Origin of the sequence: Thermus sp. 2.9, assembly GCF_000794385.1 — a bacterium.
Classification (GTDB): Bacteria; Deinococcota; Deinococci; order Deinococcales; family Thermaceae; genus Thermus; species Thermus thalpophilus.
On sequence record NZ_JTJB01000003.1, the window covers coordinates 256,467 to 282,373 of the forward strand.

26 protein-coding genes are annotated in these 25,907 nt (G+C 66.4%); 15 read left to right on the forward strand and 11 right to left on the reverse strand.

Going from position 1 to position 25,907, the window contains the following annotated elements; genetic code table 11:
- The first annotated feature begins 41 nt into the window (after positions 1–41).
- The 5 genes from glmM to rnr all read left to right on the forward strand — a co-directional run bounded on the left by glmM (position 42) and on the right by rnr (position 5,615).
- Positions 42–1,343 carry a phosphoglucosamine mutase gene (glmM, locus tag QT17_RS02905; RefSeq protein WP_039456020.1) on the forward strand — a complete coding sequence of 434 codons (1,302 nt, stop codon included), beginning with the start codon at positions 42–44 and terminating at the stop codon, positions 1,341–1,343.
- Positions 1,344–1,474: 131 nt separating this feature from the next.
- Positions 1,475–1,759 (forward strand): ribosome-binding factor A, encoded by a 285-nt coding sequence (locus tag QT17_RS02910; protein WP_039456023.1) that lies wholly within the window; start codon positions 1,475–1,477, stop codon positions 1,757–1,759.
- Positions 1,738–2,136 carry a thioesterase family protein gene (locus QT17_RS02915; RefSeq protein ID WP_039456026.1) on the forward strand — a complete coding sequence of 133 codons (399 nt, stop codon included), beginning with the start codon at positions 1,738–1,740 and terminating at the stop codon, positions 2,134–2,136. Before QT17_RS02910 ends, QT17_RS02915 begins: the two co-directional genes overlap by 22 nt.
- A 4-nt stretch (positions 2,137–2,140) precedes the next feature.
- On the forward strand, positions 2,141–3,385 hold the full coding sequence (locus tag QT17_RS02920; RefSeq protein ID WP_039456029.1) for an aspartate aminotransferase family protein: 1,245 nt from the start codon (positions 2,141–2,143) through the stop codon (positions 3,383–3,385).
- A gap of 1 nt (position 3,386) precedes the next feature.
- Entirely contained in the window at positions 3,387–5,615 is a 2,229-nt protein-coding gene (gene rnr / locus QT17_RS02925; RefSeq protein ID WP_039456032.1) for a ribonuclease R, read from the forward strand.
- Here rnr and amrB read toward each other — a convergent pair.
- Positions 5,612–6,727 (reverse strand): AmmeMemoRadiSam system protein B, encoded by a 1,116-nt coding sequence (amrB, locus tag QT17_RS02930; protein ID WP_039456035.1) that lies wholly within the window; start codon positions 6,725–6,727, stop codon positions 5,612–5,614. The two genes, rnr and amrB, sit on opposite strands and share 4 nt — an antisense overlap.
- Positions 6,711–7,979, reverse strand: coding sequence for an HDIG domain-containing metalloprotein (locus QT17_RS02935; protein WP_081995757.1), 1,269 nt, complete (start codon positions 7,977–7,979; stop codon positions 6,711–6,713). Before QT17_RS02935 ends, amrB begins: the two co-directional genes overlap by 17 nt.
- On the opposite strand from QT17_RS02935, the gene coaE reads away from it, so the two are divergent.
- The 5 genes from coaE to QT17_RS02960 all read left to right on the forward strand — a co-directional run bounded on the left by coaE (position 7,980) and on the right by QT17_RS02960 (position 12,210).
- Positions 7,980–8,585, forward strand: coding sequence for a dephospho-CoA kinase (coaE, locus tag QT17_RS02940; RefSeq protein WP_039456041.1), 606 nt, complete (start codon positions 7,980–7,982; stop codon positions 8,583–8,585).
- Positions 8,586–8,589: 4 nt separating this feature from the next.
- The gene (locus QT17_RS02945) at positions 8,590–9,282 is read left to right on the forward strand and encodes an SDR family oxidoreductase (RefSeq protein WP_039456043.1); all 693 of its coding nucleotides are present in this window, start codon (positions 8,590–8,592) and stop codon (positions 9,280–9,282) included.
- 9 nt (positions 9,283–9,291) lie between these two features.
- On the forward strand, positions 9,292–9,696 hold the full coding sequence (locus QT17_RS02950; RefSeq protein ID WP_039456046.1) for a SufE family protein: 405 nt from the start codon (positions 9,292–9,294) through the stop codon (positions 9,694–9,696).
- The gene (locus QT17_RS02955; RefSeq protein WP_039456048.1) at positions 9,696–10,229 is read left to right on the forward strand and encodes a glycerol-3-phosphate acyltransferase; all 534 of its coding nucleotides are present in this window, start codon (positions 9,696–9,698) and stop codon (positions 10,227–10,229) included. The genes QT17_RS02950 and QT17_RS02955 overlap by 1 nt, the downstream gene beginning before the upstream one ends.
- Before the next feature lie 184 nt (positions 10,230–10,413).
- On the forward strand, positions 10,414–12,210 hold the full coding sequence (locus QT17_RS02960) for an RNB domain-containing ribonuclease (protein WP_039456050.1): 1,797 nt from the start codon (positions 10,414–10,416) through the stop codon (positions 12,208–12,210).
- Here the strand turns inward: QT17_RS02960 and icd are convergent, their stop codons facing one another.
- Entirely contained in the window at positions 12,211–13,488 is a 1,278-nt protein-coding gene (gene icd / locus QT17_RS02965; RefSeq protein WP_039456053.1) for an NADP-dependent isocitrate dehydrogenase, read from the reverse strand. It abuts the gene before it with no gap.
- Positions 13,489–13,548: 60 nt separating this feature from the next.
- Between icd and QT17_RS02970 the strand changes: the two genes are divergently transcribed.
- Both QT17_RS02970 and QT17_RS02975 read left to right on the forward strand, forming a co-directional pair.
- Positions 13,549–14,661 (forward strand): FAD-binding oxidoreductase, encoded by a 1,113-nt coding sequence (locus QT17_RS02970; protein ID WP_039456056.1) that lies wholly within the window; start codon positions 13,549–13,551, stop codon positions 14,659–14,661.
- 34 nt (positions 14,662–14,695) lie between these two features.
- A complete protein-coding gene (locus QT17_RS02975) occupies positions 14,696–15,145 on the forward strand; it encodes a YbjN domain-containing protein (protein ID WP_039456059.1) in 450 nt (149 codons plus the stop codon).
- A 308-nt stretch (positions 15,146–15,453) separates the two neighbouring features.
- On the opposite strand, the gene QT17_RS02980 is transcribed toward QT17_RS02975, so the two are convergent.
- From QT17_RS02980 to QT17_RS03005, 6 genes are all read right to left on the reverse strand, one after another.
- The gene (locus QT17_RS02980; protein ID WP_039456062.1) at positions 15,454–16,695 is read right to left on the reverse strand and encodes a hypothetical protein; all 1,242 of its coding nucleotides are present in this window, start codon (positions 16,693–16,695) and stop codon (positions 15,454–15,456) included.
- Between the two features lie 64 nt (positions 16,696–16,759).
- Positions 16,760–17,107 (reverse strand): prepilin-type N-terminal cleavage/methylation domain-containing protein, encoded by a 348-nt coding sequence (locus QT17_RS02985; RefSeq protein WP_039456066.1) that lies wholly within the window; start codon positions 17,105–17,107, stop codon positions 16,760–16,762.
- A 233-nt stretch (positions 17,108–17,340) separates the two neighbouring features.
- A complete protein-coding gene (locus QT17_RS02990) occupies positions 17,341–17,955 on the reverse strand; it encodes a type II secretion system protein (protein ID WP_039456249.1) in 615 nt (204 codons plus the stop codon).
- Positions 17,952–18,374: a prepilin-type N-terminal cleavage/methylation domain-containing protein gene (locus tag QT17_RS02995; RefSeq protein WP_039456069.1), complete on the reverse strand. Its 423-nt coding sequence runs from the start codon at positions 18,372–18,374 to the stop codon at positions 17,952–17,954. The genes QT17_RS02990 and QT17_RS02995 overlap by 4 nt, the downstream gene beginning before the upstream one ends.
- Complete coding sequence (locus QT17_RS03000; protein ID WP_039456072.1) at positions 18,371–18,790, reverse strand: Tfp pilus assembly protein FimT/FimU; 420 nt, start codon at positions 18,788–18,790, stop codon at positions 18,371–18,373. Before QT17_RS03000 ends, QT17_RS02995 begins: the two co-directional genes overlap by 4 nt.
- Positions 18,787–20,355, reverse strand: coding sequence for a hypothetical protein (locus QT17_RS03005; protein ID WP_235283693.1), 1,569 nt, complete (start codon positions 20,353–20,355; stop codon positions 18,787–18,789). The genes QT17_RS03000 and QT17_RS03005 overlap by 4 nt, the downstream gene beginning before the upstream one ends.
- A gap of 66 nt (positions 20,356–20,421) precedes the next feature.
- Between QT17_RS03005 and QT17_RS03010 the strand changes: the two genes are divergently transcribed.
- Positions 20,422–21,612: a thiolase family protein gene (locus tag QT17_RS03010; RefSeq protein WP_039456075.1), complete on the forward strand. Its 1,191-nt coding sequence runs from the start codon at positions 20,422–20,424 to the stop codon at positions 21,610–21,612.
- Here the strand turns inward: QT17_RS03010 and QT17_RS03015 are convergent.
- Both QT17_RS03015 and QT17_RS03020 read right to left on the reverse strand, forming a co-directional pair.
- Entirely contained in the window at positions 21,609–21,917 is a 309-nt protein-coding gene (locus QT17_RS03015; protein ID WP_039456077.1) for a DUF503 domain-containing protein, read from the reverse strand. The genes QT17_RS03010 and QT17_RS03015 overlap by 4 nt on opposite strands.
- Before the next feature lie 16 nt (positions 21,918–21,933).
- Positions 21,934–24,396: an outer membrane protein assembly factor gene (locus tag QT17_RS03020; protein WP_039456254.1), complete on the reverse strand. Its 2,463-nt coding sequence runs from the start codon at positions 24,394–24,396 to the stop codon at positions 21,934–21,936.
- Positions 24,397–24,441: 45 nt separating this feature from the next.
- On the opposite strand from QT17_RS03020, the gene QT17_RS03025 reads away from it, so the two are divergent.
- Positions 24,442–25,269, forward strand: coding sequence for a purine-nucleoside phosphorylase (locus tag QT17_RS03025; RefSeq protein ID WP_152607318.1), 828 nt, complete (start codon positions 24,442–24,444; stop codon positions 25,267–25,269).
- Entirely contained in the window at positions 25,269–25,904 is a 636-nt protein-coding gene (locus QT17_RS03030) for a YggS family pyridoxal phosphate-dependent enzyme (RefSeq protein WP_039456080.1), read from the forward strand. Before QT17_RS03025 ends, QT17_RS03030 begins: the two co-directional genes overlap by 1 nt.
- Positions 25,905–25,907: the final 3 nt, after the last annotated feature.

Here is a 25,907-nt window from a genome sequence, read left to right on the forward strand (position 1 = left end):
CATGGGGGGATTATAAACGAGGATGGGGTATAGTGGGCCGGATGAGGCGCTACTTCGGCACCGACGGGGTGCGGGGGGAGGCGGGGAAGCCCCCCCTTACCCCGGAGTTCGTCCTGAGGCTAGGCCAGGCGGCGGGGGCCTACTTCCGCCGGGAGGCGGAGAGGCCGGTGGTCCTCCTCGCCAAGGACACCCGGGAGTCCTCCGACCTCCTGGAGGCGGCCCTGGCGGCGGGGCTCCTCTCCCAAGGGGTGCGGGTGGAGCACCTGGGGGTGCTTCCCACCCCGGGGGTGGCCCACCTCACGAGGCGGCTTGGGGCCACCGCCGGGGCCATGATCTCGGCGAGCCACAACCCTTACCAGGACAACGGCATCAAGTTCTTCGGCCCCACCGGGGAGAAGCTTCCCGACGAGGCGGAGGAGGCCATAGAGGCCCTTTTGGAGGAAGCCCACCCCACCCGGGGCATCGGCACCGTGGGGGACTTCCGGGAGGCCGAAAGGATGTACCTGGATTTCCTCCTGGCCCACGCCCCGGACCTCACGGGGCTCAAGGTGGGCCTGGACCTCGCCCACGGGGCCACCTACCGGGTGGGCCCCAAGCTCTTCCAGAAGGCGGGGGCCGAGGTCATGGCCTTCTTCAACACCCCTGATGGCCGCAACATCAACAAGGGGTGCGGCTCCACCCACCCGGAGGCCCTAAGCCGCTTCGTGGTGGAGCTCGGGCTGGACCTGGGGGTGGCCTTTGACGGGGACGGGGACCGGGCCCTCTTCGTGGACCGAAAGGGGCGGCTTTTCCACGGGGACCACGTCCTTTACCTGGCGGCCTTGGCCTTTGGGGAGAAGGGGGTGGTGGGCACGGTGATGAGCAACATGGGCCTCGAGGTGGCCCTGCGGCAAAAGGGCATCGCCTTCCACCGGGCGGCGGTGGGGGACCGGTACGTGCTGGAGATGCTCAAGGAGAAGGGCCTCCACCTCGGGGGGGAGCCCTCGGGCCACGTGATCTTCCGCCGCCACCACACCACGGGGGATGGGCTCTTCACCGCCCTCATGGTGCTAAAGGCCCTGAAGGCCATGGGCGGGGACCTGGCCGACTGGTACGAGGCCCTTCCCCTGTACCCCCAGGTCCTCCGCAACGTGAAGGTGGCGGACAAGGCCAAGGTGGTGGGCCACCCTCGGCTCCAGGAGGCCTTGACCCAGGTGGAGGCCAGGCTTTTGGGCAAGGGCCGGGTGAACGTGCGCCCCTCGGGCACCGAGCCCTTGGTGCGGGTCATGGTGGAGGCGGAAGAGGGGGCGGAGGGCTTGGCCGAGGAGCTCGCCACCCTGGTCCGGGCCCTGGACCAGGGGTAGGGCGTGGGGCTCATCCTTGCTTTTTTGACATCGCCATGCTGGATTTCCAGGATCTAAGGGATGCGCCCGGATGCCCTCTTTTTGGGCGCTAGCCTCCCTTTTGGCAAGCGCCTGGGAAGTAAGCTAAGCGCATGTACAGCAGGGCTCACCTGGAAGAGCGCCTAAAGCGGGTCTTGGCGGAGGCCATCCAGGGCCTCGAGGACCCCAGGCTCTTCCTCCTCACCGTGGAGGCGGTGCGGCTTTCCCCCGACGGGCGGGTCCTCACCATCTACGTGGAGGCCTTCGCCGAGGAGGAAAAGGCCTTGGCCGCTCTGGAGCACGCCCAAAATAGGCTTCTTGCCGCCTTGGCGGGTAGGGTGCGCCTGCGTCGCCTGCCCCGGCTGGAGTTCTTGCCATGGAGACCACGACCCGCCTAAAGGTCCGCTACGCCGAAACCGACCAGATGGGGGTGGTGCACCACTCCGTGTACGCCGTCTACCTGGAGGCGGCGCGGGTGGACTTTTTAGAGGCGGCCGGCCTTCCCTACCACCAGGTGGAGGCCCGGGGCGTTTACTTCCCCGTGGTGGAGCTTGGCCTCACCTTCCGCGCCCCCGCCCGCTTTGGCGAGGTGGTGGAGGTGAGGACCCGGCTTGCGGGCCTAAGCCGGCGCGACCTCCGCTTCGTCTACCGGGTGGAGCGGGAAGGCTTCCTCCTGGCGGAAGGCTACACCCGGCACCTCTGCCAGGTGGGGGAGAAGGCGGCGCGGATTCCGGAAGACCTCTACCAAGCCTTGAGTGTGCTACACTTAGGGTAGCATTTTGGGCATGGACCCTTTCACCCTCTTTGAACGCCACATCAACCCTGGGCTCGCTGGGCTTCTCCGCTTCACCGGGCTAGACCGGGTGGAATCCCACGCCGAAGGCCCCTACGTCTGGGACACCACGGGCAAGCGCTACCTGGACTTTTTGGGGCTTTACGGGACCCTGAACCTAGGCCACCGCCACCCCAAGGTGGTGGCGGCGGTGGAGGAGCAGCTTAAGCGCATGCCGATGTCCGTGCGCGTCCTGGTGTCGGAGCCCACCGCCCGCCTGGCCGCCAGGCTCGCCGAGATCACCCCGGAGGGTCTGGAGATGGTCTTCTTCGGCAACTCCGGGGCCGAGGTGGTGGAGGCGGCCATCAAGCTGGCCCGGGCCTACACGGGCAAGCCCGGGATCGTCACCACCCAAGGGGGCTTCCACGGTAAGACCCTGGGGGCGCTTTCCCTCACCCCCAAGCCGGAGTACCAGGACCCCGCCAAGCCCCTCGTGCCCGGGGTCAAGGTGGTCCCTTACGGGGACCTACAAGCCCTGGAGGCGGCCATAGACGAGGACACCGCCGCGGTCATCGTGGAGCCCATACAGGGGGAAGGGGGGATCCGGGTGCCCCCGGAGGGGTATCTGAGGGGCGTGCGGGAGATCACCCGCACGAAGGGGGTCCTCATGATCGCCGACGAGGTGCAGACGGGCCTCGGCCGCACGGGGAAGCTCTTCGGGGTGGACTGGGAGGGGGTTTCCCCCGACCTCATGACCCTGGCCAAGGCCTTGGGGGGCGGGGTTATGCCCATCGGGGCCTGCCTGGGCCGGCGGGAGGTCTTTGAGGTCTTCAAGCAAAATCCCCTCTACCACTCCTCCACCTTCGGCGGCAACCCCTTGGCGGCGGCGGCGGCCTTGGCCGCCATTGAGGTGACCCTGGAGGAGAACCTGCCGCAAAGGGCCCTGGAGGTGGGAAGCTACCTCATGGAAGGCCTCAAGGCCCTGCAAGGGGCGTTCCCCCACCTCATAGAGGACGTGCGGGGCCGGGGGCTCATGCTGGGAATGGAGTTCACCGACGCCGATATCGGCGCCCTGGTGGTGGCGGAGCTGGCGGAGCGGGGCGTCATCACCGCCTTTGGCCTTAACAACCCCAAGGTGGTGCGCCTCGAGCCCCCCCTCATCATCGGAAAAGCGCACGTGGATGAGGCCTTGGCGGCCCTCTCCGAGAGCCTAAAGGCCACGGAGAAGGCCCTGGAGGGCCTCCTGGGTTAGAATGCGCGAGACGCTCCTGGAGTTTTTCAAAAAGACGGGCAAACCTCACCGCTTGGAAGAGATCCTCAGGCGTTTCGGCCTGGAAAAACGCGAGGCCAAGGCCTACCTCAAGGCCTTGGTGCGGGAAGGGCTTTTGGAGAAAAGGGGAAGCCAGTACTTTCTCCCCCCAAAGGTGGTGGGCCCCATTAGCCTTCACCGGGACGGGTACGGCTTCGTGCGCTTGCCGGAGAAGGACCTCTTCATCCCCCCTGGGTACACCCTTGACGCCTGGCCCGAGGACGTGGTGGAGGCCCGCCTCATGCCCCCGGGGCGGGACGGGAGGCCCTTTGGCGTGGTGGAGCGGGTGATCAAGCGGGCGCGGGACCGGGTGGTGGGGACCTTGGACTTCCGGCGGGGCTACGCCGTCCTCGTTCCCGACGAGCCGGGCCTGCCCGAGCTTAGGCTTCTTCCCGAGGGGCTAGAGGGCCTCAAGCGGGGTAGCCGCATCGTGGCCCAGGTCCACTACGAGAAGCGCCCTTACGGGACGTTTTTGGAATATCTGGGGGAAGGGGACGCCCCGGAAACGGAAACCGAGGCGGTGATCGCCAAGTACGGCCTGCGGGCCGAGTTCCCCGAGGAGGTCTTAAAGGAGGCGGAGGCCATTCCCTTGGAGATCCCCGAGGCGGAGCTTGAAAGGCGGCAGGACTTCCGCGCCCTTCGGGTCTTCACCATAGACGGGGTGGACGCCAAGGACTTTGACGACGCCATCCACATAGAAAGGCTTCCCCGGGGTTACCGGGTGGGCGTCCACATCGCCGACGTTTCCCACTACGTGAAGGAGGGAAGCGCCCTGGACCAGGAGGCCTTCCTTCGGGGAACGAGCGTCTACCTGCCCGGGCGGGTCCTGCCCATGCTTCCCGAGAGGCTTTCCAACGGGGTCTGCTCGTTGAGGCCAGGGGAGGACCGCCTCACCCTTTCCGTCCTCTTTGACCTCACGGAGGACTTAAAGGTGCGAAGGGTCCGCTTCGCCGAGGGGGTGATCCGGAGCGTGGCCCGCCTCACCTACACGGAGGTGGAGGCCTTCGCCGAGGGGTTTGGCCTGCCGGAGGCGCACGCCTTTTTGGCGGAGGACCTCAGGCTTCTCTTGGACCTCACGGGGCGGCTTAGGGAAAAGCGCCTGGCCGCTGGGGCCCTAGACTTTAGCTTTCCCGAGGTGAAGGTGGAGGTGGAAGCGGGCACCCCCCACCTCATCCCCCAGGAGGAGCCCCGGGCGCGGAGCCTCATTGAAGAGCTCATGCTCCTCGCCAACCAAGCCGTGGCGGAGCACCTGGTGAAAAAGGGCCTTCCGGGCCTTTTCCGGGTGCACGAGGAGCCCTTGGAGGAGGCCTACGGCAAGCTCCGCCTGGCCTTGGCCCGGCTTGGGTACGCCTTGCCCGAGGGGGTGTCCTCCCAGGCCTTGCAGCGGGCCTTGCTCCAGGCCAAGGGCCGCCCGGAGGAGCCGGTGGTGGCGAACCTGGTCCTCAGGTCCTTGCGCTTGGCCCGCTACGCCGCGGAGAACCTGGGCCACTTCGGCCTGGCCATGGAGCACTACCTCCACTTCACGAGCCCCATCCGCCGCTATCCCGACCTGGTGGTCCACCGGGTGCTGAAGGCGGCCCTTCGCCGCACCCTCACCCCGGCCAGGAAGGCCCGCTGGCTGGAAACCTTTCCCGCCATCGCCGAGCACGCCTCGGAGATGGAGCGGAAGGCGGAGGCGGCGGAAAGGGAACTCACCAAGTACTACATGGCCAAGTGGGCGGAGCTCCATGTGGGGGAGCGCTTTTTGGGCAAGGTGACGGGCGTGGCGAACTTCGGGGCCTTCGTGATGCTGAAGAATGGGGTGGAGGGGCTGGTGCGCCTCGAGGCCCTCGGGCCCTACACCTATAGCGAGGAGGCCCTCGCCCTTGTGGGCCCCAAGGGGAAGCGCATTCGCCTGGGGGACGAGATGGAGGTGGTGATCGCCGCCGCCAACCCCAGGCTTCGGCAGATTGACCTGCTGCCCTACCGGGAAGAGGAGGCCCCCAAGAAGGGGGCTATGGGAAAGGAGGTGGATATGCGCAAAGTGGTAGGACCACCCAAGGAAAAGGCGCGGGACACGCGGCCTGAGCGGGCCACGGTGGAAACGGTGTACTTCGGGGAGTGGGCGCCCAAGGAAGGCCGGGAAGCCCGCCCCCTAGACAGCCGGGCCAGAAGGCGGCGCCGGCGCCGCTAGGGGAAGGCCAAGGTGCCCGCCCCCACGGCGCTTAAGGTGGGGGCCTCGAGGTCCAGGCGGTAGGCCAGGACCTCGCCCTTTTTCCCCTGGAGCAAAGGGCTTAGGCTCGCCACCACCTCGGTGGCGTCCACCCGGGTGGGGTTGGCCCCCAGGTGGGCGAGGGCGGCTTGGGGCTCCCCTTGGGCCAGGCGCTCCAAAAAGCCCACATCCCTCCGCCGCGCCTCCTCCGCCAGGGGGCGGGAAAAGGGTGGGTCCCCAAACCTAGGCCCCACGTGGGAGAGGTCCACCGCCAGGGCCAAAAGCCCGGGGTGCTCCGCCAGGACCACCCGGAGCGCCTCCCCCAAGGCCGAAGTCCTCCGCCCCACCAAGAGGGGGATGAAGCGGGCCTTTGGGTAGGTCCCCTTGAGGAAGAAGAGGGGAAGCTCCAGGCTGTGCTCCTCCCGGAAGGCCAGGGGGGTGTTGAAGAGCTCAAAGGGCAGGAGGGCGTCCAGGGCCTGAAGGGCGGGGAGGTCGGGCTCCGCCGGGCCGAAAGGGGTGTGGAAGGGCACGGGGAGGGCGGCGGCCCCTTCCATGAGGGGCCTGTGGGCCACTCCCACCACGTAGACCCTCTCCGGGGGCGGGGTCTTCTCCAGGGCGGCCAGGGCGGCCCCGTAGGCTTCGGGCACCCGGCTCGGCTCCAGGTGGGGAAGCAGGAGCACTTGGGCGGGAGGGGCTTCCCCAAAGAAGCTTGCCCGGAAGGCATCCAAAAAGGCTCGGGCTTCCCTTTCGCCCTGCGGGTAAGAAAGCCCGGCGAGGCGCATGGGCCTTTCCCGCTTGAGCTTTTGCTCCTCCTCCTTGAGCCTCGCTTCCACCTGGGGCGTGAGGAGGAGGCCCGCTTCCTCCAGGGCCTTGGCCAGGTCCTCCAACTCCTTTAGGGGCACGATGACCCCATGGGTCTTGAACACCTCCTCCCGCACCTCCTCCAGGGTCCTGCCCTCCATGAGGGAGAGGAGGAGAAGCCCCCCTTCCGTGAGGGCCAGGGGCTTTTCGTAGACCCCGTAGGGGTCGCGGAGGAGGAAGCCTCCCTCCACGGGGGTGATCTCGGGGGTGCGCAACCTAAACCGGCCTTCCATGCTCCTTCCAATATAGGAGAAACGCCTCCGCCTCCTCCCGGGTGCCCACCTTTCCCTCCGCCTGGGCCAGGAGGAGGGCCTCGAGGGCCCTCCCCACCTCGGGCCCAGGCTTCAGGCCCAGGAGGGCCATGACCTCCTCTCCCGAGAGGAGGGGCCTCTGCGGCAGGGGCTCCGCCAGGGCTTCTTGGAAGCGCCTTAGGAGTTCCCAAGCCTCCCCCTCCACCCCCTTGGCCCCCAGGCGGTCCGCCGCCATGAGGTAGAGGAGGTGGGGGAGGAGGTCCTGGCGCTTTAGGAGGAAGCGGCGGAGGGCACCCTTCTCCTCCGGGGGGCGGTCCATGTGGCGGCGCACCAGGGCGCTTGCCTTCTCCTGGACCGCCTTGGGGAAGCGGAGCCAGGCGAGGGCGGCCTTGGCCACCTCCGCCCCCACCTCCGCGTGGCCCAGGAAGCGGTACCGCCCCACCTCGGGATCGTAGCGACGGGTGAGGGGCTTCCCCACGTCATGGTAGAGGGCGGCGAGGCGGGCCTCGAGGGGGGCCTCGGGCCAGAGCCAAAGGAGGTGGGAGAGGACGGAGAGGGTGTGCCGCCAGGCGTCCAGGTGGTGGACGCCCCCCTGGACGAGGCCCAGGAGGAAGAAGAGCTCGGGGAGGTAAACCGCAAGGAGCCCGAGCCGGGCCAGGAGGTCCAGGCCGAAGGCGGCCCGGGGGGAGAGGAGGAGTTTTTCCAGCTCCTCCCGCACCCTTTCCCGCGCCGGGAGGGCCTCGGGATGGGCCTGGAGGTAATGGGCGTGGCGGCTTAGGGCCTCCCGGGTGGCCTGGGGCAGGCCGAGGCCCAGGCTCGCCGCCAGGCGCACCCCCCTTAGGCTCCGCAAGGGGTCCAGGTAGAGGTTTTCCTCCCGCACCGGGACCAAAACCCGCTTCCTTAGGTCCTCCTCCACCCCGGGGAGGCCAAAGACCCTGCCCTCCTTCCAAAGGAGGGCGTTCAGGCGGTAGTCCCGTCGGAGGAGGTCGGCCTCGAGGCCTCCCTCCAAGGGCGTGAAGTCCAGGGTGAGCCCCCCCGCCACCAGGCGGTGGTGGCTCCGGGCGGCATCCAAGGGGAAGAGGCTTCCCCCAAGGCGGCCTTGGGCTTCTTTCGCTGCCCTTTCCGGGTCCAAGGCCACGTAGTCCAGGTCCTTGGGCCTCAGGCCCATAAGGAGGTCCCGCACCGCCCCCCCCACGGGGAAGGCCCCCTTGGGGGTATAAAAGGGGAAGTCCATATGGCGCACCAGGCGAAGCACCCCATCATTATCGGCATTACCGGCAATATCGGGAGCGGCAAAAGCACCGTGGCCCGCCTCCTTAGGGCATGGGGCTACCCCGTCTTGGACCTGGACCTCCTGGCGGAACGGGCCAGGGAGAACAAGAAGGAGGAGCTCAAGCGGCTTTTCCCCGAGGCCTTCCTTGGGGAGGAACTGGACCGGAGGGCCTTGGGCAGGCTCGTCTTCGGCGACCCCGAGCGGTTAAAGGCCCTGGAGGACCTCCTCCACCCCGAGATCCGCCGCCTCCTCGAGGCGGAGCTCGCCCGCCTGGAGGCGCCCTTGGTTTTCCTGGAAATCCCCCTCCTCTTTGAAAAGGGGTGGGAGGCGCGCCTGGACGGCACCCTCCTGGTGGCGGCCCCTTGGGAGGAGCGCCTTAGGCGGGTGGTGGCCCGCTCGGGGCTAAGCCCAGAGGAGGTTTTGGCCCGGGAGCGGGCGCAGATGCCCGAAGCGGAAAAGCGCAGGCGGGCCACCTGGGTGGTGGAGAACGCGGGAAGCCTGGAGGACCTGGAGCGGTCCCTAAGGGGGGTTCTCGCCGACATCCAGGGGCGCTTTGGGGTAAGGTAGGGGCATGCGGGTGGCGCTCATCTCGGGGGCGAGCCGGGGCATTGGCGAGGCCACGGCCCGCCTCCTCCACGCCCAGGGCTACCGGGTGGGGCTTTTCGCCCGGGACGAAGCGAGGCTTTCGGCCTTGGCCCGAGAGCTTGGGGAAGGGGCCTTGCCCCTTCCCGGGGACGTGCGGCGGCTTGGGGACTGGGAAAGGGCGGTGGCCGCTTTGGAGGAGGCCTTCGGCGGGGTTTCTGCCCTCGTCAACAACGCCGGCATCGGCATCCTGAAGCCCCTCGCCGAGCTTTCCGAGGCGGAGGTGCGGGAGGTCTTGGATGTGAACCTCGTGGGGCCCTTTTTGGGCCTCAAGGCCGCCCTTCCCGCCCTCAAGCGCGCGCGGGGCGTGGTGGTGAACGTGGGGAGCCTGGCGGGGAAGAACCCCTTCAAGGGGGGTGCGGCCTATAACGCCAGCAAGTTCGGGCTTCTGGGCCTCATGGGGGCGGCCATGCTGGAGCTCAGGGAAGAGGGGGTGCGGGTGGTGAACGTCCTGCCGGGCTCGGTGGACACGGGCTTCGCCGGGAATACCCCGGGTGCGGCCTGGAAGCTCGCTCCCGAGGACGTGGCAAAGGCCATCCTCTTCGCCCTGGAGATGCCGGAAAGGGCCCTGGTGAGCGAGATAGAGCTTAGGCCCACCCAGCCCCCCGCCAAGGGAGGATAAGCTTAGGGCATGCTGCCTTCCAAGCTTCAAGCGGCCTTGGACCTCATCCGTTCCCTCCCCAAGGAGCTCAAGACCGAGGTCCTCTTGGACTACGCCAAGAAGGTCCCTCCACCCCCCCAGGGGGTGGAGCTGGAGCGGGTGCACGAGTGCCAGACCCCCTTTTTCCTTAAGGCCGAGGTGGAGGGGGGGAAGGTGCGCCTCCACTTCATGGTCCCCGACGAGGCCCCCACGGTGAAGGCCTTCGCCGGGATCCTGAAGGAGGGCCTCGAGGGCGAACCCCCCGAGGCCGTCCTGGCCGTGCCCCCGTCCTTCTACCGGGGGGCGGGGCTTGAGGAGATCCTCACCCCCCTTAGGCTTCGGGGCCTGGAGGCGGCGCTTTTGCGCCTACAGGAGCAGGTGCGCCGGGCGCTCTGATGCTTTGGGCCTTCCTTGCGGGGTACGTCCTGGGTGGGCTTCCGACAGTCTACTGGTTCGGGGCCCTTCGGGGCCGAGCCCCTAGGTCTTTGGACGCCTATGGGGCCCTAAGCCTCATCCCAGGCCTCATGGCCCTCTTCTTAGACCTCTTCAAGGGAGCCCTTGCCGTGGCCCTTGGGGAGGGGATCGCCGGGAGCCCGGTGGGGGGGCTTTTGGGGGGCATGGGGGCGGTGTGGGGGCACGCTTTTTCCCCGTGGCTTCTCTTTCGCGGGGGCAAGGCCCTGGCGCCCGGGTTGGGGGTCCTTTTCGCCGTGGATCCCAGGCTCCTTTTAGGAGTTTTTTTCCTCCTCGCCTTCCTTGCCCTCCTAAGCCGCCGGCCCCACCCTGCCCTGTTGGCCACGGCGCTGGCCGTACCCCTCCTGGCCGCTTGGTTGGGGAAAACCCCAGCGCACCTTCTTTTCGGCTTGGGGGTGAGCCTTCCGGTGGTCCTGCGCCACCTCGGAGATGAGGCTTACCGGGAACCGAGGGTATAGTCTGGGGAGGTGTGGCTTTCTCCCGCAAACCTGCTCGCCCCGTTTTGGATAGGGCGGGTTTGGGCGAGTTTCGGGAAAAGGGGCCTGCGGTCCACCTAGGTTTTCCCGCTACCTTCGGAAGCAAGTATGTCCATGGGCCGCTACGGGATGGCTAGCTTTTGGTTTACCCGGCAGGAGATCTGCGATGGCGCTTAGACAAGCCCTCGTCGTCTACAAAGGCAAGCCCGCTTTGGCTGAGGCAAAGGGGGACCGCCTAGAGCTCACCCTGGCCACGGGGGAGAGGCTCAAGGTGCGCCACAAGGACGTCCTCCTCCTCCACCCGGGCCCGGCGAGCCTGGCGCTACGGGTGCCGGAAGGGGAGGAGGAGGCGGCCTGGGAGCTCCTCCAGGGGGAGGTGGTGAGCCTGAAGGAGCTCGCCGAGCTCGTCTACGGGGCCTACACCCCGGAGGCGGCCTACGGGGCCTACCTCCTGGCGCAGCGGGGAGAGCGCTTCGTCCTGGAAGGGGAAAGGGTGAGGGCCCGCACGGCGGAGGAGCTCGCCGCTTGGCTCCGGGCCCAGCGGGAGAAGGAGGCGCGGGGAAGGGCCTTCCAGGAGGGTGTGGCGAGGATCAGGGCGGGAAGCCCCGCCCCGGAGGACCGCCCCCTCCTCGCCGAGGTGGAGGCGGTGGCCTGGGGGGAGCGGCGGGAAAGCCCGGTGCTTAAGGCCCTTGGCCTTCCCGAAACCCCCGAGGCCGCCCACGGCCTCCTCCTGCGGCTTGGCCTTTGGCGGCGGGAAAACCCCCACCCGAGGCGCCTTGGCCTTCCCCTGGAGGCCCCCCGCCTTTCCCTTCCGCCTTTGCCGGAGGAGGCGCGGGAGGACCTCACCCACCTCCCCGCCTACGCCATAGACGACGAGGGGAGCCAGGACCCCGACGACGCCCTTTACGCCGAGCGGGTGGAAGGGGGCTTCCACCTTTTGGTCCACGTGGCGGACGTGGCCGCCCTGGTGGCCCCGGGAAGCCCCTTGGACCAGGAGGCCCTGCGCCGGGGAGCGAACCTTTACCTGCCCGAGGGCACCGTGCCCATGCTTCCCCTCGAGGCCACGGCCCTTCTGGGCCTCGGCCTGCAACCCGTCTCTCCCGCCCTCACCTTTGAACTTTGGGTCTCCGAGGAGGGGGAGCTTTTGGAGGAGCGGATTTTCCCCAGCTGGGTGCGGGTGGAGCGGCTCACCTACGCCGAGGCGGTGGGCCGCCCGGAGCTTGCTCCTTTGCGGGAGGTGGCGGAGGCCTTCCGCGGGCGGCGCCTCGCCCAGGGCGCCCTGGAGATCTCCCTCCCCGAGGTGAAGGTGCGGGTGGAGGGGGACGAGATCCGGATCCTTCCCCTCCCGCCCCACGAGAGCCGCATCTGGGTGCGGGAGGCCATGCTCCTCGCCGGCTACGCCGCCGCCCACCTGGCCTTCAGGGAAGGGCTTTCCTTCCCCTACGCCACCCAGGAGGCCCCAAGCCGCAGGGTGGAGGGGGAGGGGCTTGCCGCCATGTGGGAGCAGCGGAAGGCCCTGAAGCGGGCCCAGCTCAAGGCCACCCCCGCCCCCCACAAGGGCCTGGGCCTTCCCCTCTACGCCCAGGTGACGAGCCCCTTGAGGCGCTACCTGGACCTGGTGGCCCACCAGCAGCTCAGGGCCTGGCTCAAGGGGGAGAGGCCCCTTTCCCAAGCGGAACTCCTGGAGCGGGTGGGGGCGGCGGAGGCGGTGGCCGACCTGGTGCGGGAGGCGGAGCGCAAGAGCAAGCTCCACTGGACCCTCCTGTACCTCAAGGAGAAGGGGTACGAAGGGGTGGGGGTTTTGGTGGAAAGGCGGGGCGGGCAGGGGGTTTTTCTCCTCCCCGAGCTCGGCCTTTCCGCCCAGGTGGCCTTGCCCAAGCCCCTTCCCCCAAACGCCGAGGCCCGCCTCCGCTTCCTGGAGGCGGACCTGGCGGGCCTGGAGGCCCGGTTTGCCCTGGTCTAGCTACATGTGCTCAATGAGGGCCCGCCCGAACTCGCTCGTCTTGAGCAAGGTGGCGGGCTTGCCCTCCGCCACCAGGAGGCGGTGGAAGTCGTAGGTCACGAGCCCCTTGGCGATGGTGCGCTCCATGGCGGCGAGGATCAGGTCCGCCGCCTCGTTCCAGCCCAGGTAGCGGAGCATCATCTCCCCCGAGAGGATGACGCTACTGGGGTTCACCTTGTCCTGATTGGCGTACTTGGGGGCGGTGCCGTGGGTGGCCTCAAACACGGCGTGTCCCGTCTGGTAGTTGATGTTGGCCCCAGGGGCGATGCCGATCCCGCCCACTTGGGCCGCCAGGGCGTCGGAGATGTAGTCCCCGTTGAGGTTGAGCGTGGCGATTACCGAGTACTCATCCGGCCTCAGGAGGATCTGCTGCAGGAAGTTGTCGGCGATCATGTCCTTGATGACGATCTCCCGGCCCGTCCTGGGGTTTTTGAGCACGTGCCACGGGCCGCCCTCCAGGGGCACCGCCCCGTACCGCTCCCGGGCCAGGGCGTAGCCCCACTCCCGGAAGGCCCCTTCCGTGTACTTCATGATGTTGCCCTTGTGCACCAGGGTGACGCTGGGCAGGTCCTCCTTAATGGCGTAGTCAATGGCCGCCGCCACCAGGCGTTCCGTCCCCTCCTTGGACACGGGCTTGAGGCCGATGCCCGAGGTGTCCGGGAAGCGGATCTTGGCGTAGGCCTTGGGGAACTCCCGCTTTAGGAAGTCCAGGACCTTCTTCACCTCCTCGCTCCCCGCCGGCCACTCAATCCCAGCGTAGATGTCCTCGGTGTTCTCCCGGAAGATGACCATGTTCACGAGCTCCGGGTGCTTCACCGGGCTCGGCACCCCTTGGAACCAGCGCACGGGGCGCACGCAGGCGTAGAGGTCCAGCTCCTGCCTTAAGGCCACGTTGATGGAGCGGATCCCGCCCCCCACCGGGGTGGTCAGGGGCCCCTTGATGGCCACCAGGTACTCCCGGATGAACTCCAGGGTTTCCTCGGGAAGCCAGATGGGTTCCCCGTAGACCTGGTTGGCCTTCTCCCCGGCGTAAATCTCGGTCCAGGCGATCTGGCGCCTGCCCCCGTAGGCCTTGGCCACGGCGGCGTCCAGGACGGGCTTGGCCGCTCTCCAGATGTCGGGCCCGGTGCCGTCCCCTTCAATAAAGCCGATGATGGGCCGGTCCGGCACCTGGAGCGTGCCGTTTTGGATGGTGATCCGCTCGCCGTCTTCCGGGATCCGAATGTGCTTGTAGCCCATGGCTACCTCCGGGCCCTAGCATACCGCTAGCCCAGGGGAAAAGTGTCCTAGACTCTTCCTATGCCCGAGGCCATCGTGGTGGGGGCGGGGATCGTGGGGGCGGCCTGCGCCTACAGGCTGGCCGAGGCGGGGCTAAGGGTCTTGGTCCTGGAGAAGGAGGCCACCTTCGCCCAGGGGTCCACGGGGAAGAGCGCGGGCGGGGTTAGGGTGCAGTTCTCCGAGCCCTTGAACGTCCTCCTCTCCTACCACTCCATTAGGGAGTACCGGGAAATGGCGGAGGCCCGCTACCGCCCCATCGGCTACCTCTTCCTGGTACCGGAGGCCCTGAAGGAAGCCCAGGAAGGGGCCTTAAAGACGCAGCAGGCCCTTGGGGTGCCCGTGCGGCGGCTGAGCCTGGCGGAGGCGAGGGGCTTCGTGCCCTTCCGGGAGGAGGGCCTGGCCTTCGCCACCTTCGGGCCCATGGACGGGGTCATTGACCCCCACGGGGCCACGGGCTTTTTCCTGCGGGAGGCCCGGCGGCTTGGGGCGGAGGTGCGCTTCGGGGAGGCGTTCCTTTCCGCCAGACGGGAAGGGGGGGTGTGGCGGGTGGAGACCCCCTTGGGGCGGTACGAGGCCCCCTACCTGCTCCTCTGCACCGGGGCTTGGACGGGGGAGGTGGGGAGGCGGCTCGGGGTGGACCTTCCCGTCCACCCCGCGCGGCGGATGGTCTACGCCACCGCGCCCTTAGGGCACGCCCCCACCTACCCCCTCACCATTGACCTCGCCACCGGCTTTTACTTCCGCCCCGAGGGGGAAAGGCTTCTTTTCGGCCGCTCCAACCCGGACGAGCCCCCGGGCTTCCGGGAGGGGGTGGACTGGGCCTGGCTTGGACCAACCTTGGAGGCGGGCCTTTTCCGCTTCCCCTTCCTGGAGGGCCTGGCTTTGGACCGGAGGGCCAGCTGGTTCGGCTACTACGAGATGACCCCGGACGCCAACCCCATCCTGGGCCCCCTGGAGGAGGGGCTTCTGGTGGCGGCGGGCTTCTCGGGCCACGGGGTGCAGCAGGCGGCCATGGTGGGGCGGCTCATGGCGGAGGAGATAGCCTACGGGCGGGCGAGGAGCTTGGACCTAAGCCCCTTCCGTCCCCAGCGCTTCCAGGAGGGCCGCTTTTTGCGGGAGCGGGGCATTGTGTAGGATGAAGGGGCCTTAAGGCGGAAAGGGGTTTGCCGTGCGCGGATTGGCTTGGGTGTTATTGGGGTTGGGCCTGGCCTTGGGCCAGGGGGTGGTGAAGGGCCTCACGGAAAAGGAGCTGGAAGCGGTGCTAAAGGGGGCGGAAATCCCTTATGAGCGCCAAGGCCCAGGGGAGTACCGCCTGGAGATGGCGGGGCTTAAGAAGGTCTGGCTCTACCTGGACTTTTGCCAAGAGGAGCGGTGCGGGGTCTTGAGCCTAAGCGCTGGGTTTTCGTTAGGGGAGTCCTCTTCCCTTGACCTCGTGAACGCTTGGAACCGGGAGCACCGCTTTAGCCGCGCCTACGTGGACGAAGAGGGGGACCTTTGGGTGGAGTCGGACCTGGACCTCACGGGCGGGGTGAGCCTGGGGGCGGTTACGGCCTTTTTGCGCCTCTTCGCCGAGGAGATCCTTCCTGACTTCATGGACTATATCGGCTTTAGCCCCTAAGGCCTAGCGGGCGAAGAGGGTGGGGAGTGCCAAAGCGGCGGCCAAGGTGGTGAAGTAGAGCATCAGGCGATGGAGGGCGGTGTTGATTTTGGTCTTCATCTCCTGCCGCAGGCAGGCGATCTCCTGCCATAGGTTGGTGTTTTCCCTGAACTCGTTTGCAAGACCCTATTTTTCGGCTATCTTCCATGCAAGGACGGCCAAAGTATAGTGCCAGGGCTCTGTTTGCGGGACTGCGAACCACGTCAGGTAATAGACAAAGAGAGTTGCGAGGCTTACGGCCAGTCCCATCTTTAGGGGGTCAGGGGCACCTAGTAGCAGCTTGGGTATAGGGGTAAGAAAAAAAGCAGCCACACCATAGCTAAAGGCACGCCAAAAGCCAGTGCTTTGTCTAACCATGCATTGTGGGCTCGGTCCACATTCGCAAGCTTCTGGAGTGCAACGAGGGTTTCGCCGTATTTTTTCTCGTACGCGGGCAGGCCGCGGGTGTCGTACTCCAGGAGGTATGTCCTGGACGTCACGGGATCTGCCGGTGCCCAAAGCGGCTTCGCAGTTTTGAGCCTATCTTGCGGTGGCCATCCGTACTCCAAGTGGAAAAGGGTAAGCTGTTTGCTAAGGGGTATAAGCTCAGTAGCGGTCGCTTGTTGCAAACCACGGGGTCCTAAACCGAAAACGAATGTTTTAGGGTCTTTGAACAGGACCGAAAGGCCTAAGTTCCACAACTGAATGCGGGTGGCTAGGGTATTGGTGTTTGTAAGATCCTTCGCTGGGGCTGCTATGCGGGGCCAGTAGGCATGGCTGGCAAAGCTCGTTGCGAGAAGCGTCGCCGATATGAGGGTTAGGCGTCTATCCTTTGCTATTAGGACCAGGAACCCTAACCCCACGGCGAGTGCTAGGAGGCTACTCCTATTTGAAAGGGAGCCTAAGCCCAGGGCTAGGATAAAGGCGGCGGCAAGCCAGGAGTGACGCTTGTCCTTCATCCAGAGCACCAGGGCCAAGGGTATGAGCGGCAGGGCCAAGCCAGCGGCCATACCCGGGTTGCCTATGGTTCCTGGGGGACCCTCCATAGCGTAGGGAATGATTGAGTTTATCGGATCAAGGCCGCTCCTTTGCCAGAGCCATAAGATGGCTTGGTAGGTTCCGGACAGGATAAGGAGGGGAAGGAGTATGTTTTGAAGTAGGTGAGTTTCCAACCGGAATAGGGCAAGGGCAAGGAGTAGTACGCTTACCTGGTATATGAGCCCGTCCGTGCGGTTCTCGGGGCCTAGCCAGATGTCTGTGGCTTCGTCGTAGTGGGGGAGGGCAAGAAGGCATGCGGCCAGGATCCAAATAATTTGGAATAAAACCAGTGTTTTTGGGATCTTGTGGGAAGACAGGCTTAACCAAAGGGGAGTCGTAAGGGATACCAAGCCGATTAAAAGAAGGAGCTTGGGTGTTATCCATAAACCTTCCTTTCCGGGCAACCCTGCTTGTGGGGGCAGAATGACCCAGGGGTACAGGGCAATGAGCCAGAAAAAGAACCAAAGGAGTGTTTGCTGACCTCTTCGTTCCATCTTGCTCCTGATTAAAGAAAAGGGGTCCGTGCAGGCCCGGACCCCCTAACTGCTAGAGGTCTAGTTAATAAACTGCGGTGAAGGTCTTACCCGTGACGGTGGTGACCGTGACCGTGTAGCGGCCGTTGGAGTAGTTGATTTGGCAGCTCTGCACCCCGTTCGGCAAGGAGGCGGGTGCACCTTCGTTCTGCAAATTCTGGTCAGTGCAGCTGGTTAGGCCGGACAGGTTGGCACCAGCCGTGTCCGCAGCGGCAATCCAGGTGGCCACGGAGCGGGCGTAAGCCTGCGCGGAGGTTTCAATAGCCCGCCTACGAGCGTTCAGGACGTTGGGGATCAGCACCGCAGCCAGGATGGCGATGATGGCGATGACGATCAGAAGCTCAATCAGGGTAAAGCCTTTTGCGTTCCGCATACTTCTTTCTCCTTCAGGGTTTCCGCGCTTTCATGTATCGCGCGGCCATGAGTGCCTGTTGCCGAAAAGCCCTTTCAACCCATGTACCCTTCTAACCTTTTTTCCTTCCTCTTAACCCTTGTCTCACCCCCTTTCAGGCCCTATTCTTGGCGGGGCCCTTTCGCCTTGTCAACCCCCCCCTTTTGGGGGGACACCCTTAAGATGACCCAAGGGTGTGAAAGCGGTGTGAAAACCTAGGGGGCGTTCCGGGGGTAGACCCGGAGGGTGTAGGTCTGGGTGGAGGAGGGGACGTAGATGACGCGGCTTCCGTCCTTGGCCTTCAGGCGGATATTCAGGGTGACGGAGAGGGGGCTTGGAGAAAGCTGGAAGAAGGGGAGGGTGGGGTCGTTGTCCACCAGGTCCAGGACCACGTAGGGCTGGGCGTTGCTGTAGGCGGTGGCGGCGCAGGAGAGCCCGCTTAGGCGGTACTCCCGGAGCATCCGGGTGTTGGCGTCGGCCCAGGGGTCTTTGGCTTTGTAGTCGTCGGGGATGGCGCTTCGGGCCTCCAGCTTGTAGGCGCGGAGGGTGCAACTTCCCCCAGAGGCCTCGGGCACCAGGGCCGCCAGGCAACCGGGCGGGGCGCAGGTATTGCCGTTTAGGGTGGCGGAAGCTAGGAGGGTTTGGGCCCCTTGGAGGTTATCCGCCACGTACCCGGCGGCGTCTTTTAGCTCCTCCAGAAGCTGGGCCTGGAGGCGGGCGGTGCGGTTGCTGGCAAGGGTGCCTTGGGTGAAGGCGAGAAGAAGGGCGGTGAAGATCCCCAAAACGGCCAAGGCCACCAGGATTTCCAAGAGGGTGAAACCCTTTCTCATGGCGCCCACTCCCGGTAGAAAACGTAGCTTTTGCCCCCCGCCGTTAGGGTAAGCCGCACGGCCACCAGCGCGCAGGCGCTTCCCGAGCAGGAAACGTTACAGGTGTAGGCGCTGGTGGTGGCGGCGCAGGTTTGGAAGGAGAGGCTTTGGTTAACGTTTGGCCTTCCCGCCGCCGCCACCTGCCAGGTGAAGCCGCCCGTTTGGCTCGGTTTGGGCAGGGTCAAGGTGTTGTTGGCGTAGGTGCCCTCCTTCACGGCCCGCTCCAGGAAGTCCTTGGCCACCACCACCGCCCGGGCCTCGAGGTTGCCGCTCCGGTTGATGCGGAATAGCCCGAGCAGGGAGGAAAGCACCAGGCCGCTTAGGAGGCCGAAGATGGCCAGGGCCACCAGGATTTCCAGAAGGGAGAAGCCTTTTTTCATCGCACGATCACCTTTCCGATGACGCCCACCACGTGAACGGAGCGCTGTAGGTCGCTAAAGCGCTGGTGGGTGAGGGTGAGCTTCTTCAAGGGCGCGTCCGTGGTGCCGTAGGGGGGATTGAAGGTGACGCTAAGCGGGGGAAAGCCCGTGTAGTTGGAGCTGATCTGGATGTTCTGCAAGGTAACGGTGCTTCCCCTGTACGTCCAGCCGTTGGCGGTGATGCTCACCGTTTGGGCGGTGTTGGTGCGCTTGGCCTCGGCCCGGGCTTGCTGCAGGGTCCAGGCCAGGGAGCGGGCTGCTTCCTCCACCTGGGCTTGGGCCCGCCAGCGCAGGTAACTGGGCGGGACCAGGGCCAAGAGGACCCCCAGGATGGCGATGACCACCAGGAGTTCCAGCAGGCTAAACCCACGCCTCACAGGCGCCTCCAGCTTCCCGCAAGTGCCCGGATGACCACCGCTCCCTGCGTGGCCATGCGGAGCCTCTGCATGACCAGGGGATCGTAGGTGATTTTCCCGCCGTCTTGCCCGCTGCCTTTCCCGCTGCCTTTCCCGTTGCCTTGGTCGGTGCCAGCGATCTGGGTCCAGCACTCGTTACCGTTGCAGGCCTGAAGGTTCGCCACGCCCTCCACCACCACGCTTCCGGTGAGGACGGCGTTGCCTTGCTGGTCGTAGTCGCCGGCCACGTAGATGAGCCCTTGGAAGCCGCTATCGCAGGAGCCGTTTACCGTGAGGTTGCCGATGACCACCAGGATCCCTTGGCCGCAGAGCCGGGAGCTGCCCGTGAGGTTCAGGGGCCCCTGGACCACCTTGAGTTCCCAGTTGCTGAGGGTGCCGCTAAAGTTGCTGGCGCTCGTGGGGGGGTAGAGGCTTAAAAAATCCGCCTTCGTCATGCCGAAGACGCGCAGAAAGAGCTCGTTGGGATCGCTGGGAACCAGAGGGCTATTGGGCAAGGAACCATACAGTACTTGTCCTTGACCGCTGGTATCAATGCTAAGGTTGCTGGCCGCGCCCACCACTTGGGCCACCAGGGGGGTGCCCTCAGGGATGCTGGTGGGGGGTGTGCCGGACCAGTCCTTCACGGTGACCTGCCCGGTGGCCGGGTCCACGCTGGTGACCGTAGCTTGGGCACTCCCTACCCGAACCGCCTGACCCACCACAAGTCCCCGGGCGTCGGCGAGGTAGAGCGTGTTGGGGCTTGTGTAGGACTTTACCCCGTACTGCACGAGCTGGACTGGGGCGGATGCGGGGATAACATCGGTCAGGCTAGGGGTGAAGAGGGGCTTTAGGGTGAGGGTGTTCCCGCTCTTGCCTTCCACGCGGTAGGTCTTGGGGGTGCCGCCCGTGCTGATCTGCACGTAGCCCCCCACGGGGATGAGGCTTGCGTCCTGCACCGGAAGGGTGAAGGTGCCCTGCTGGGTCAACACGCTTTGCAGGACAAGGGAGGTGGTGCCCGTGAGGCTCACCGCCGTCACCTCGAGGAGGCCGGTGGCGTTCGTGAAGTCCTGGCCGATGACCTGGGCATTGCCACTAACTTCCACCCTGGGCCTCGAGGTCAAGGCCGCGGGCACGGCCCCGGCGATGCCGCACCCCACCTGGAAGCGCTTGGCCACCCGGGCCTTGGCCCCGCCCCACTCCGCCACCGCCTGGACCTCGAGGGTCCCCCCCGAGGCGGGAAGCCTCTTCTGGCCGTTTACCTCCGTGACGCCGCTGGTGTAGACGTAGGTGGCGCTGGCGGCGCTTCCCCCGGTGGGGAGGCTGTACGAGGCGGGGGCGGCGCCGCCGCACCCGGCGGACTTGGCCAGGAGGGGAAAGGCGTCCAGGGCGCTTTCCGCCACCAGGAAGGCCTGGTATGCCCCGCGCTCCGTGGCGCTTCCCTTGAGGGCGCCCAAGGCCATGTAGCTCGTGGCCGCCAGGAGGCTCACGAACACCACCATGAGCACCACCAGGGTAACGGGTGTGGCGATGCCTCTAACCCTCATCATGCCTTTTAGGGTGGGGCTTGGGGTGGGGTTTTCGCATCCCCCAAAGGGGGGAGGTATGATGGGCCCATGAAGCCGGTTTACCTCGTTTCCGCCGCCCGCACCCCCATCGGCAAGTTCGGGGGGGCGCTCAAGGACCTAAGCCCGGCGGAGCTCGGGGCCCACGCCATGAAGGCGGCCTTGGAGCGGGCCGGGGTGGAGGGGAAGGACCTGGACCTTTACGTCTTCGGGAACGTCTTAAGGGCGGGGCACGGGCAACTCCTACCCCGCCAGGCGGCCCTCAAGGCGGGCATCCCCAAGGAGGTGGACGGCTACCAGGTGGACATGGTCTGCGCCTCGGGGATGATGGCGGCGCTGAACGCGGTGCAGTTTATCCGCACCGGGGAAGCCCACCTGGTCCTGGCGGGGGGGATGGAGTCCATGAGCCAGGCGGGGTTTTACCTCTCCCACCGGGCCAGGTGGGGGTACAAGTTCCTCCTGGGCGCGCCGGAAAGCCTCCAGGACATCCTCCTTAGGGACGGGCTTTCCGATCCCTTCACCGGGGAGGCCATGGGGGAGCAGGCGGAGCGCCTGGCCCAGGACTACGGGGTGGGCCGGGCGGAGATGGACGAGGCCGCCTACCTCTCCCACAAGCGGGCCGCCGAGGCCACGGAGAAGGGCTTTTTCGCCTGGGAAATCGCCCCCATGGAGCTTCCGGGGAAGAAGGGGACGGTGGTGGTGGACAAGGACGAGGGCATCCGGCCCGAGACCACCCTGGAGTCCTTGGCGGCCCTAAAGCCCGCCTTCCGCAAGGACGGGGTCCTCACCGCCGGCAACAGCAGCCAGATCTCCGACGGGGCGGCGGCGGTCCTCCTCGCCTCGGAGGAGGCGGTGAAGGCCCACGGCCTTAAGCCCATCGCCAAGGTCCTGGGGGGGGCGTGGGCCGCCGGGGAGCCCTGGCGCTTCCCCGAGGCCCCTATCCCCGCGGCCAAGCGGCTTCTGGACCGGTTGGGGATGCGGGTGGAGGACTTTGGCCTCTTTGAGAACAACGAGGCCTTCGCCCTGAACAACGTCCTCTTCAGCCGCCTCCTCAAGGTGCCCTACGAACGGCTTAACGTCTTCGGGGGGGCGGTGGCCTTGGGCCACCCCATCGGGGCGAGCGGGGCCAGGATCCTGGTCACCCTCCTGAACGCCCTCAGGGTAAAGGGGGAGGAAAGGGGCCTCGCCGCCATCTGCCACGGCACCGGGGGGTCGGTGGCCTTCGCCCTGGAGCTCGTCTAGAGGAGGCCGTCCAGCTCAAAGGCCTCGAGGCGGAACTCCTCGAGGGCCACCTGGAAGGCCCCGTTTTGCGCCAGGAAGCGGGCGGCCTCCCGCAGGGTTTGCTCCACCCAGGCGGGGTCGTTCCCCAAGAGGCTGAACCCCACCACCTCGTACCCCCAGGCGTCCAGGCCATAGAGCCGGGCGGCGGAGACGGGGAAGCGGGCCTTGAGCCGCTCCAGGGCCGGCTTGATGAGGGCCCGCTTCTCCTTGAGGCTCCGGGCGGGGGTTTCCAGCCTCGCCGTGTAAAGACCCAGGTAAGCCTTCATGGGCCTTAAGACCAGCTTAGAACATGGGCCCGATGCGGAAGTGGAGGATGCCCGTGGGCTTTTCCGGGCTGAAGGCGTAGTCCAGGCGCAAGGAGGGGAGAAGGACGCCGAAGAGGTCCAAATCCAGCTGAAGACCAATGCCCGCGCCCCACTTCAGGCCTTGGGTGTTGTCGGTGAAGCCGCTGTCGGCGAAGACGATGCCGTAGAGGCTGGTGCCCCCTTGGGGAGAGAGGTTGAAATCGTAGCGGTATTCCACCGAGCCTGTGACGAAGGAAAGGCCGCTGTACTTGCGCTCGTCGTACCCCCGAAGCAGGAAGGCTTCGCCACCGCTTCCAGAAAGGTAAAAGCGCTCGCTTTTTGGGGGAGCGCCTAGGAGGGTTCCAGCGGAAAGTCGGAAGGCCAAAGCGTGACGCCGATCCTCGGCGAGGGGGAAATAGGTTTTCCCCGTCCCTACCAGGGGGACGTAGGCCTGACGGCCCCCGGTGTCCGGGAAGGAGAGGCCGAGGCCGGAGGATAGGCTTAGCTCGTACCCTTGGGTGCGGAAGCGAGGATTGTCCACCTGGATATAGGCGAGCCCGGTGTCCAGGCGGAGGTTCCAGGCGGGGGTGGGTAGGAGGCTTTGGGCGAGGTTTACGTCTTTGTACCCGGTGCCGTCGCAGTAGCTGGGGTCCGAGGGGCCGGCGGAGGGGTTGCAAGGGGCCTGGCTATCGTAGATCTCCAAGCTGTACCGCAGTCTTTGGGCGGATAGGCCCATTGAGATCCGTAGATTGGGCAGCTCCTTGGATAGGGGGCGGGAGAGGTTTAAGCCAAAACCGGTTTTCCTTTCCGTGTACTGCCAGCCTGTGTCTAGAGTTCCGTCATAGAGAACGTTATTCCCTATAGGGACAGAGTAGGCGCTAAGGGAGAGAGAAGTGCGCACCTCTTTAAGGTCGCCCCAGTCCAGGTAAAGCCAGGGGATAGTGTACCCTAGGGAGAAGGAAAGGTTGTCCCGTGCGTCGTTTTGGATCCAAGCCAGGTCTGCCGAAGCTTGATGACCGAGGCCAAACAAGTTGATTTCTTTGAAGGTCAAGCTGCCCGACCACCCCTCTAAGGAGCTCCAGCCGATGGCGGGTTGGAAGAGGCCGGTGCGGGCCTCCTTTAGGGAGAAGGCTACGATGACCTCGTCTTCTTTTTCCCCAGGCAAAAGGCGCACCCCAGGAGGCTCGGCCAAAAGCCCCGTGGCCATGAGCCGGCTCATCGCCTGGCGCAAGGCCTGGACGGAGAAGAGGCTTCCCGGCTCGGGGAGCTCCCTGAGGATCACCTCCTCCCGGGTGCGGTGGTCCCCCTGCCACTCCAGGCGGTAGCCCCCGATCTTGAGCTCCAGGACCTCCAGCTGGAAGGTGCCCTCCTGGAAGCGGTAGCGCACGTCCGCCACCTCGTAGCCCTTTTCCTGGTAGAAGCTGGCGATGCGCCGGGCGTCCTCCTGGGCCAAGGCGGGGGTGTAGACCTCCCCCGGCTTGAGGCGGAGGAGGGCGAGGAGGGTTTCCGTGGGGAAGGCGGTGTTCCCCTTGAGCTCCACCTTCTCTATCACCCCGCCCTCGGGGCCCGGGGCGAGCTGCACCACCACCTCATCCCCCTCGGGCACCAGGTTGAAGTTCACCACCCGGGAAAGCTTCTTGGAAAGGGCCTGTACCCCTTCCAGAAGGGCGTTGTAGTTCAGGTAGTCCCCGGGCTTTAGGGGGAAGCCCGTGAGGTCCAGCCCTTCCCCTTCCACCCGGGCCACCTTGAGCTCCCGCACCCGCACGGTGAGGACCCCGTCTTCTAGGCGGCTCGCCTGAGGGTCGGGCCCGCTAAAGCGGTAGCCCGACCGCTCGTAGCGCTGGGCGATGCTCTTTAGGGCCTCCTGGTACTTGGCGAAGTCAAAGGGCCCCTTGAGGGGTTCCAAGAGCTTGAGGAGCTCGGCTTCGGGCAGGAGGGAAACCCCTTCCAGGCGCGCCTCCTTCACCTCGGGGCTTTCCTCCACCCGGAAGGTGAGAAGGATGCCGCCCCCTTGCTCCTTGGTTTCCACCTGGACCTTAGGGGTGAAGGGGAAGCCGTTTTGCCGGTAGGCCTCCGCCAGGGCCTTGGCCGCCTCCTGGGCCCTCAGGGGGTTAAAGGTGGCCTCCTTGCCGATGGCGAAGTTCTGCTCCAGGAAGCGGAGGAGGCTTTCTTGGGGAAAGGCCTTCCCCTCCACCTTGACCTCTTGGATGGGGGGGTAGGGGGTGAGGAGGACCTTCAGCACGTCCCCTTCCAGGCGCACCTCCACCCTTTGGAAGTAGCCCGTGGCCAGGATGGCCTTCTTGGCCTCCTCCAGGTCTCCCGGCTCGTCCCCCGCGCCGAAGGGCAAAGCGGCCCGGGCCAGGGCCTGGAGGACGGGGTCGCCCCCTTCCACCACCACGTCCTTAAGGGGGGCGGCCAGGGCGAGAAGCCCCAAGAGGGCTAAGGCGAAAAGCCGCTTCATGGCGAAGAGCATACCGGAAGGCGGTGAAGGACCGGTGAGAGTAGAATGGCGGGCATGGGGGTCTACGAGCAGATCCAGGAGGCGGTTCGCTACATCCAGTCCAAGACGGACTTTACCCCCGAGGTGGGGGTGGTGCTGGGCTCGGGGCTTGGGCCCTTGGCGGAGGAGGTGGAGAAGGTGGCGGAGGTCCCCTACGGCGAGATCCCCCACTTCCCCCTTTCCACCGCCCCCGGGCACGCCGGGCGGCTCGTGCTTGGGCACCTCGAGGGCAAAAAGGTCCTGGTCTACCAAGGCCGGGTCCACTACTACGAGGGCTATAGCGCCAGCGAGGTGGTCTTCCCCGTGCGGGTGGGCTACTTCCTCGGGGCCAAGACCTTCCTCCTCACCTCCGCCGCTGGGGGGCTAAACCCCCGCTTCCGCGCCGGGGGCATCATGCTCCACCTGGACTACATCAACTTCGCCGGGGCCAACCCCCTAAGGGGCCCGAACGACGAGCGCCTGGGCCCCCGCTTCCCCGTGATGTTTGAGGCCTACGACCCTGAGCTCATCGCCCTGGCCCGCAAGGTGGCCCGCAAGCAGGACCTCCACCTCTTTGAGGGGGTCTACGCCTGGTTCATGGGGCCGAGCTTCGCCAGCCGGGCGGAGCTTAGGATGCTCCGGGAGCTCGGGGCGGACGCCATCGGCATGTCCACGGTGCCCGAGGTGATCGCCCTGAGGCACCTGGGGGCTAGGGTGTTGGGCCTTTCCACCATCACGGACATGGCGGTGCCCGAGCGGGAGCACCACGCCACGGAGGAGGAGGTCTTAAGGGTGGCGGCGGAGACGGGGCCCATCTTCCGCCGCTACGTGCGGGGCATTTTGGCGGCGCTCTAATGGGGCTTCCCGAGGTCCTGGAGCGCATCGCCGCCGCCTGCCAAAGGGCGGGGCGGAACCCAGGAGAGGTGCGCCTGGTGGCGGTGACCAAGGGGCGCACCCCGGAGGAGATCCGGGAGAAGGTCCTCCGCTACGGGGACTTCCCCTTGGGGGAGAGCCGGGTGCAGGAGGCCTTGAAGAAGATGGAGGCCCTAAGGGCGGAGTGGCACCTGGTGGGCCACCTGCAGCGCAACAAGGCCAAGTTCGCCCCCCGCTTCGCCCTCATCCACTCCCTGGACTCCCTGCGCCTGGCCGAGGCCCTGGAGGGGGTGGGGGCCAAGGCGGGGCTAAGGCTTCGGGTGCTGGTGGAGGTGAACCTGGGCCGGGAGCCGCAGAAGCACGGGGTTTTGGAGGAGGAGCTTCCGGAACTCCTCGCCCGGGTGCGGGAGATGGGGCACCTCGAGGTCCTGGGCCTCATGACCGTGCCCCCCGTGGGCCCTGAAGGGGTGGTCCGCCCCATCTTCAAGAGGCTTTCGGAGCTCGCCGACCGCTACGGCCTTCGTGAACGCTCCATGGGCATGTCCGACGATTACGAGTGGGCGGTGGAGGAGGGGGCCACCCTGGTGCGGATCGGGCGGGCCCTTTTTGTAGACTGAGGG

What these genes read in the sequence shown, in the direction of transcription:
- glmM (WP_039456020.1), top strand. Translation starts at nt 42, where the DNA reads ATGAGGCGCTACTTCGGCACCGACGGGGTGCGGGGGGAGGCGGGGAAG.
- QT17_RS02910 (WP_039456023.1), top strand. Translation starts at nt 1,475, where the DNA reads ATGTACAGCAGGGCTCACCTGGAAGAGCGCCTAAAGCGGGTCTTGGCG.
- QT17_RS02915 (WP_039456026.1), top strand. Translation starts at nt 1,738, where the DNA reads ATGGAGACCACGACCCGCCTAAAGGTCCGCTACGCCGAAACCGACCAG.
- rnr (WP_039456032.1), top strand. Translation starts at nt 3,387, where the DNA reads ATGCGCGAGACGCTCCTGGAGTTTTTCAAAAAGACGGGCAAACCTCAC.
- amrB (WP_039456035.1), bottom strand. Translation starts at nt 6,727, where the DNA reads ATGGAAGGCCGGTTTAGGTTGCGCACCCCCGAGATCACCCCCGTGGAG.
- QT17_RS02935 (WP_081995757.1), bottom strand. Translation starts at nt 7,979, where the DNA reads ATGGACTTCCCCTTTTATACCCCCAAGGGGGCCTTCCCCGTGGGGGGG.
- coaE (WP_039456041.1), top strand. Translation starts at nt 7,980, where the DNA reads ATGGCGCACCAGGCGAAGCACCCCATCATTATCGGCATTACCGGCAAT.
- QT17_RS02945 (WP_039456043.1), top strand. Translation starts at nt 8,590, where the DNA reads ATGCGGGTGGCGCTCATCTCGGGGGCGAGCCGGGGCATTGGCGAGGCC.
- QT17_RS02950 (WP_039456046.1), top strand. Translation starts at nt 9,292, where the DNA reads ATGCTGCCTTCCAAGCTTCAAGCGGCCTTGGACCTCATCCGTTCCCTC.
- QT17_RS02955 (WP_039456048.1), top strand. Translation starts at nt 9,696, where the DNA reads ATGCTTTGGGCCTTCCTTGCGGGGTACGTCCTGGGTGGGCTTCCGACA.
- QT17_RS02960 (WP_039456050.1), top strand. Translation starts at nt 10,414, where the DNA reads ATGGCGCTTAGACAAGCCCTCGTCGTCTACAAAGGCAAGCCCGCTTTG.
- icd (WP_039456053.1), bottom strand. Translation starts at nt 13,488, where the DNA reads ATGGGCTACAAGCACATTCGGATCCCGGAAGACGGCGAGCGGATCACC.
- QT17_RS02970 (WP_039456056.1), top strand. Translation starts at nt 13,549, where the DNA reads ATGCCCGAGGCCATCGTGGTGGGGGCGGGGATCGTGGGGGCGGCCTGC.
- QT17_RS02980 (WP_039456062.1), bottom strand. Translation starts at nt 16,695, where the DNA reads ATGGAACGAAGAGGTCAGCAAACACTCCTTTGGTTCTTTTTCTGGCTC.
- QT17_RS02985 (WP_039456066.1), bottom strand. Translation starts at nt 17,107, where the DNA reads ATGCGGAACGCAAAAGGCTTTACCCTGATTGAGCTTCTGATCGTCATC.
- QT17_RS02990 (WP_039456249.1), bottom strand. Translation starts at nt 17,955, where the DNA reads ATGAGAAAGGGTTTCACCCTCTTGGAAATCCTGGTGGCCTTGGCCGTT.
- QT17_RS02995 (WP_039456069.1), bottom strand. Translation starts at nt 18,374, where the DNA reads ATGAAAAAAGGCTTCTCCCTTCTGGAAATCCTGGTGGCCCTGGCCATC.
- QT17_RS03005 (WP_235283693.1), bottom strand. Translation starts at nt 20,355, where the DNA reads ATGATGAGGGTTAGAGGCATCGCCACACCCGTTACCCTGGTGGTGCTC.
- QT17_RS03010 (WP_039456075.1), top strand. Translation starts at nt 20,422, where the DNA reads ATGAAGCCGGTTTACCTCGTTTCCGCCGCCCGCACCCCCATCGGCAAG.
- QT17_RS03015 (WP_039456077.1), bottom strand. Translation starts at nt 21,917, where the DNA reads ATGAAGGCTTACCTGGGTCTTTACACGGCGAGGCTGGAAACCCCCGCC.
- QT17_RS03020 (WP_039456254.1), bottom strand. Translation starts at nt 24,396, where the DNA reads ATGAAGCGGCTTTTCGCCTTAGCCCTCTTGGGGCTTCTCGCCCTGGCC.
- QT17_RS03025 (WP_152607318.1), top strand. Translation starts at nt 24,442, where the DNA reads ATGGCGGGCATGGGGGTCTACGAGCAGATCCAGGAGGCGGTTCGCTAC.
- QT17_RS03030 (WP_039456080.1), top strand. Translation starts at nt 25,269, where the DNA reads ATGGGGCTTCCCGAGGTCCTGGAGCGCATCGCCGCCGCCTGCCAAAGG.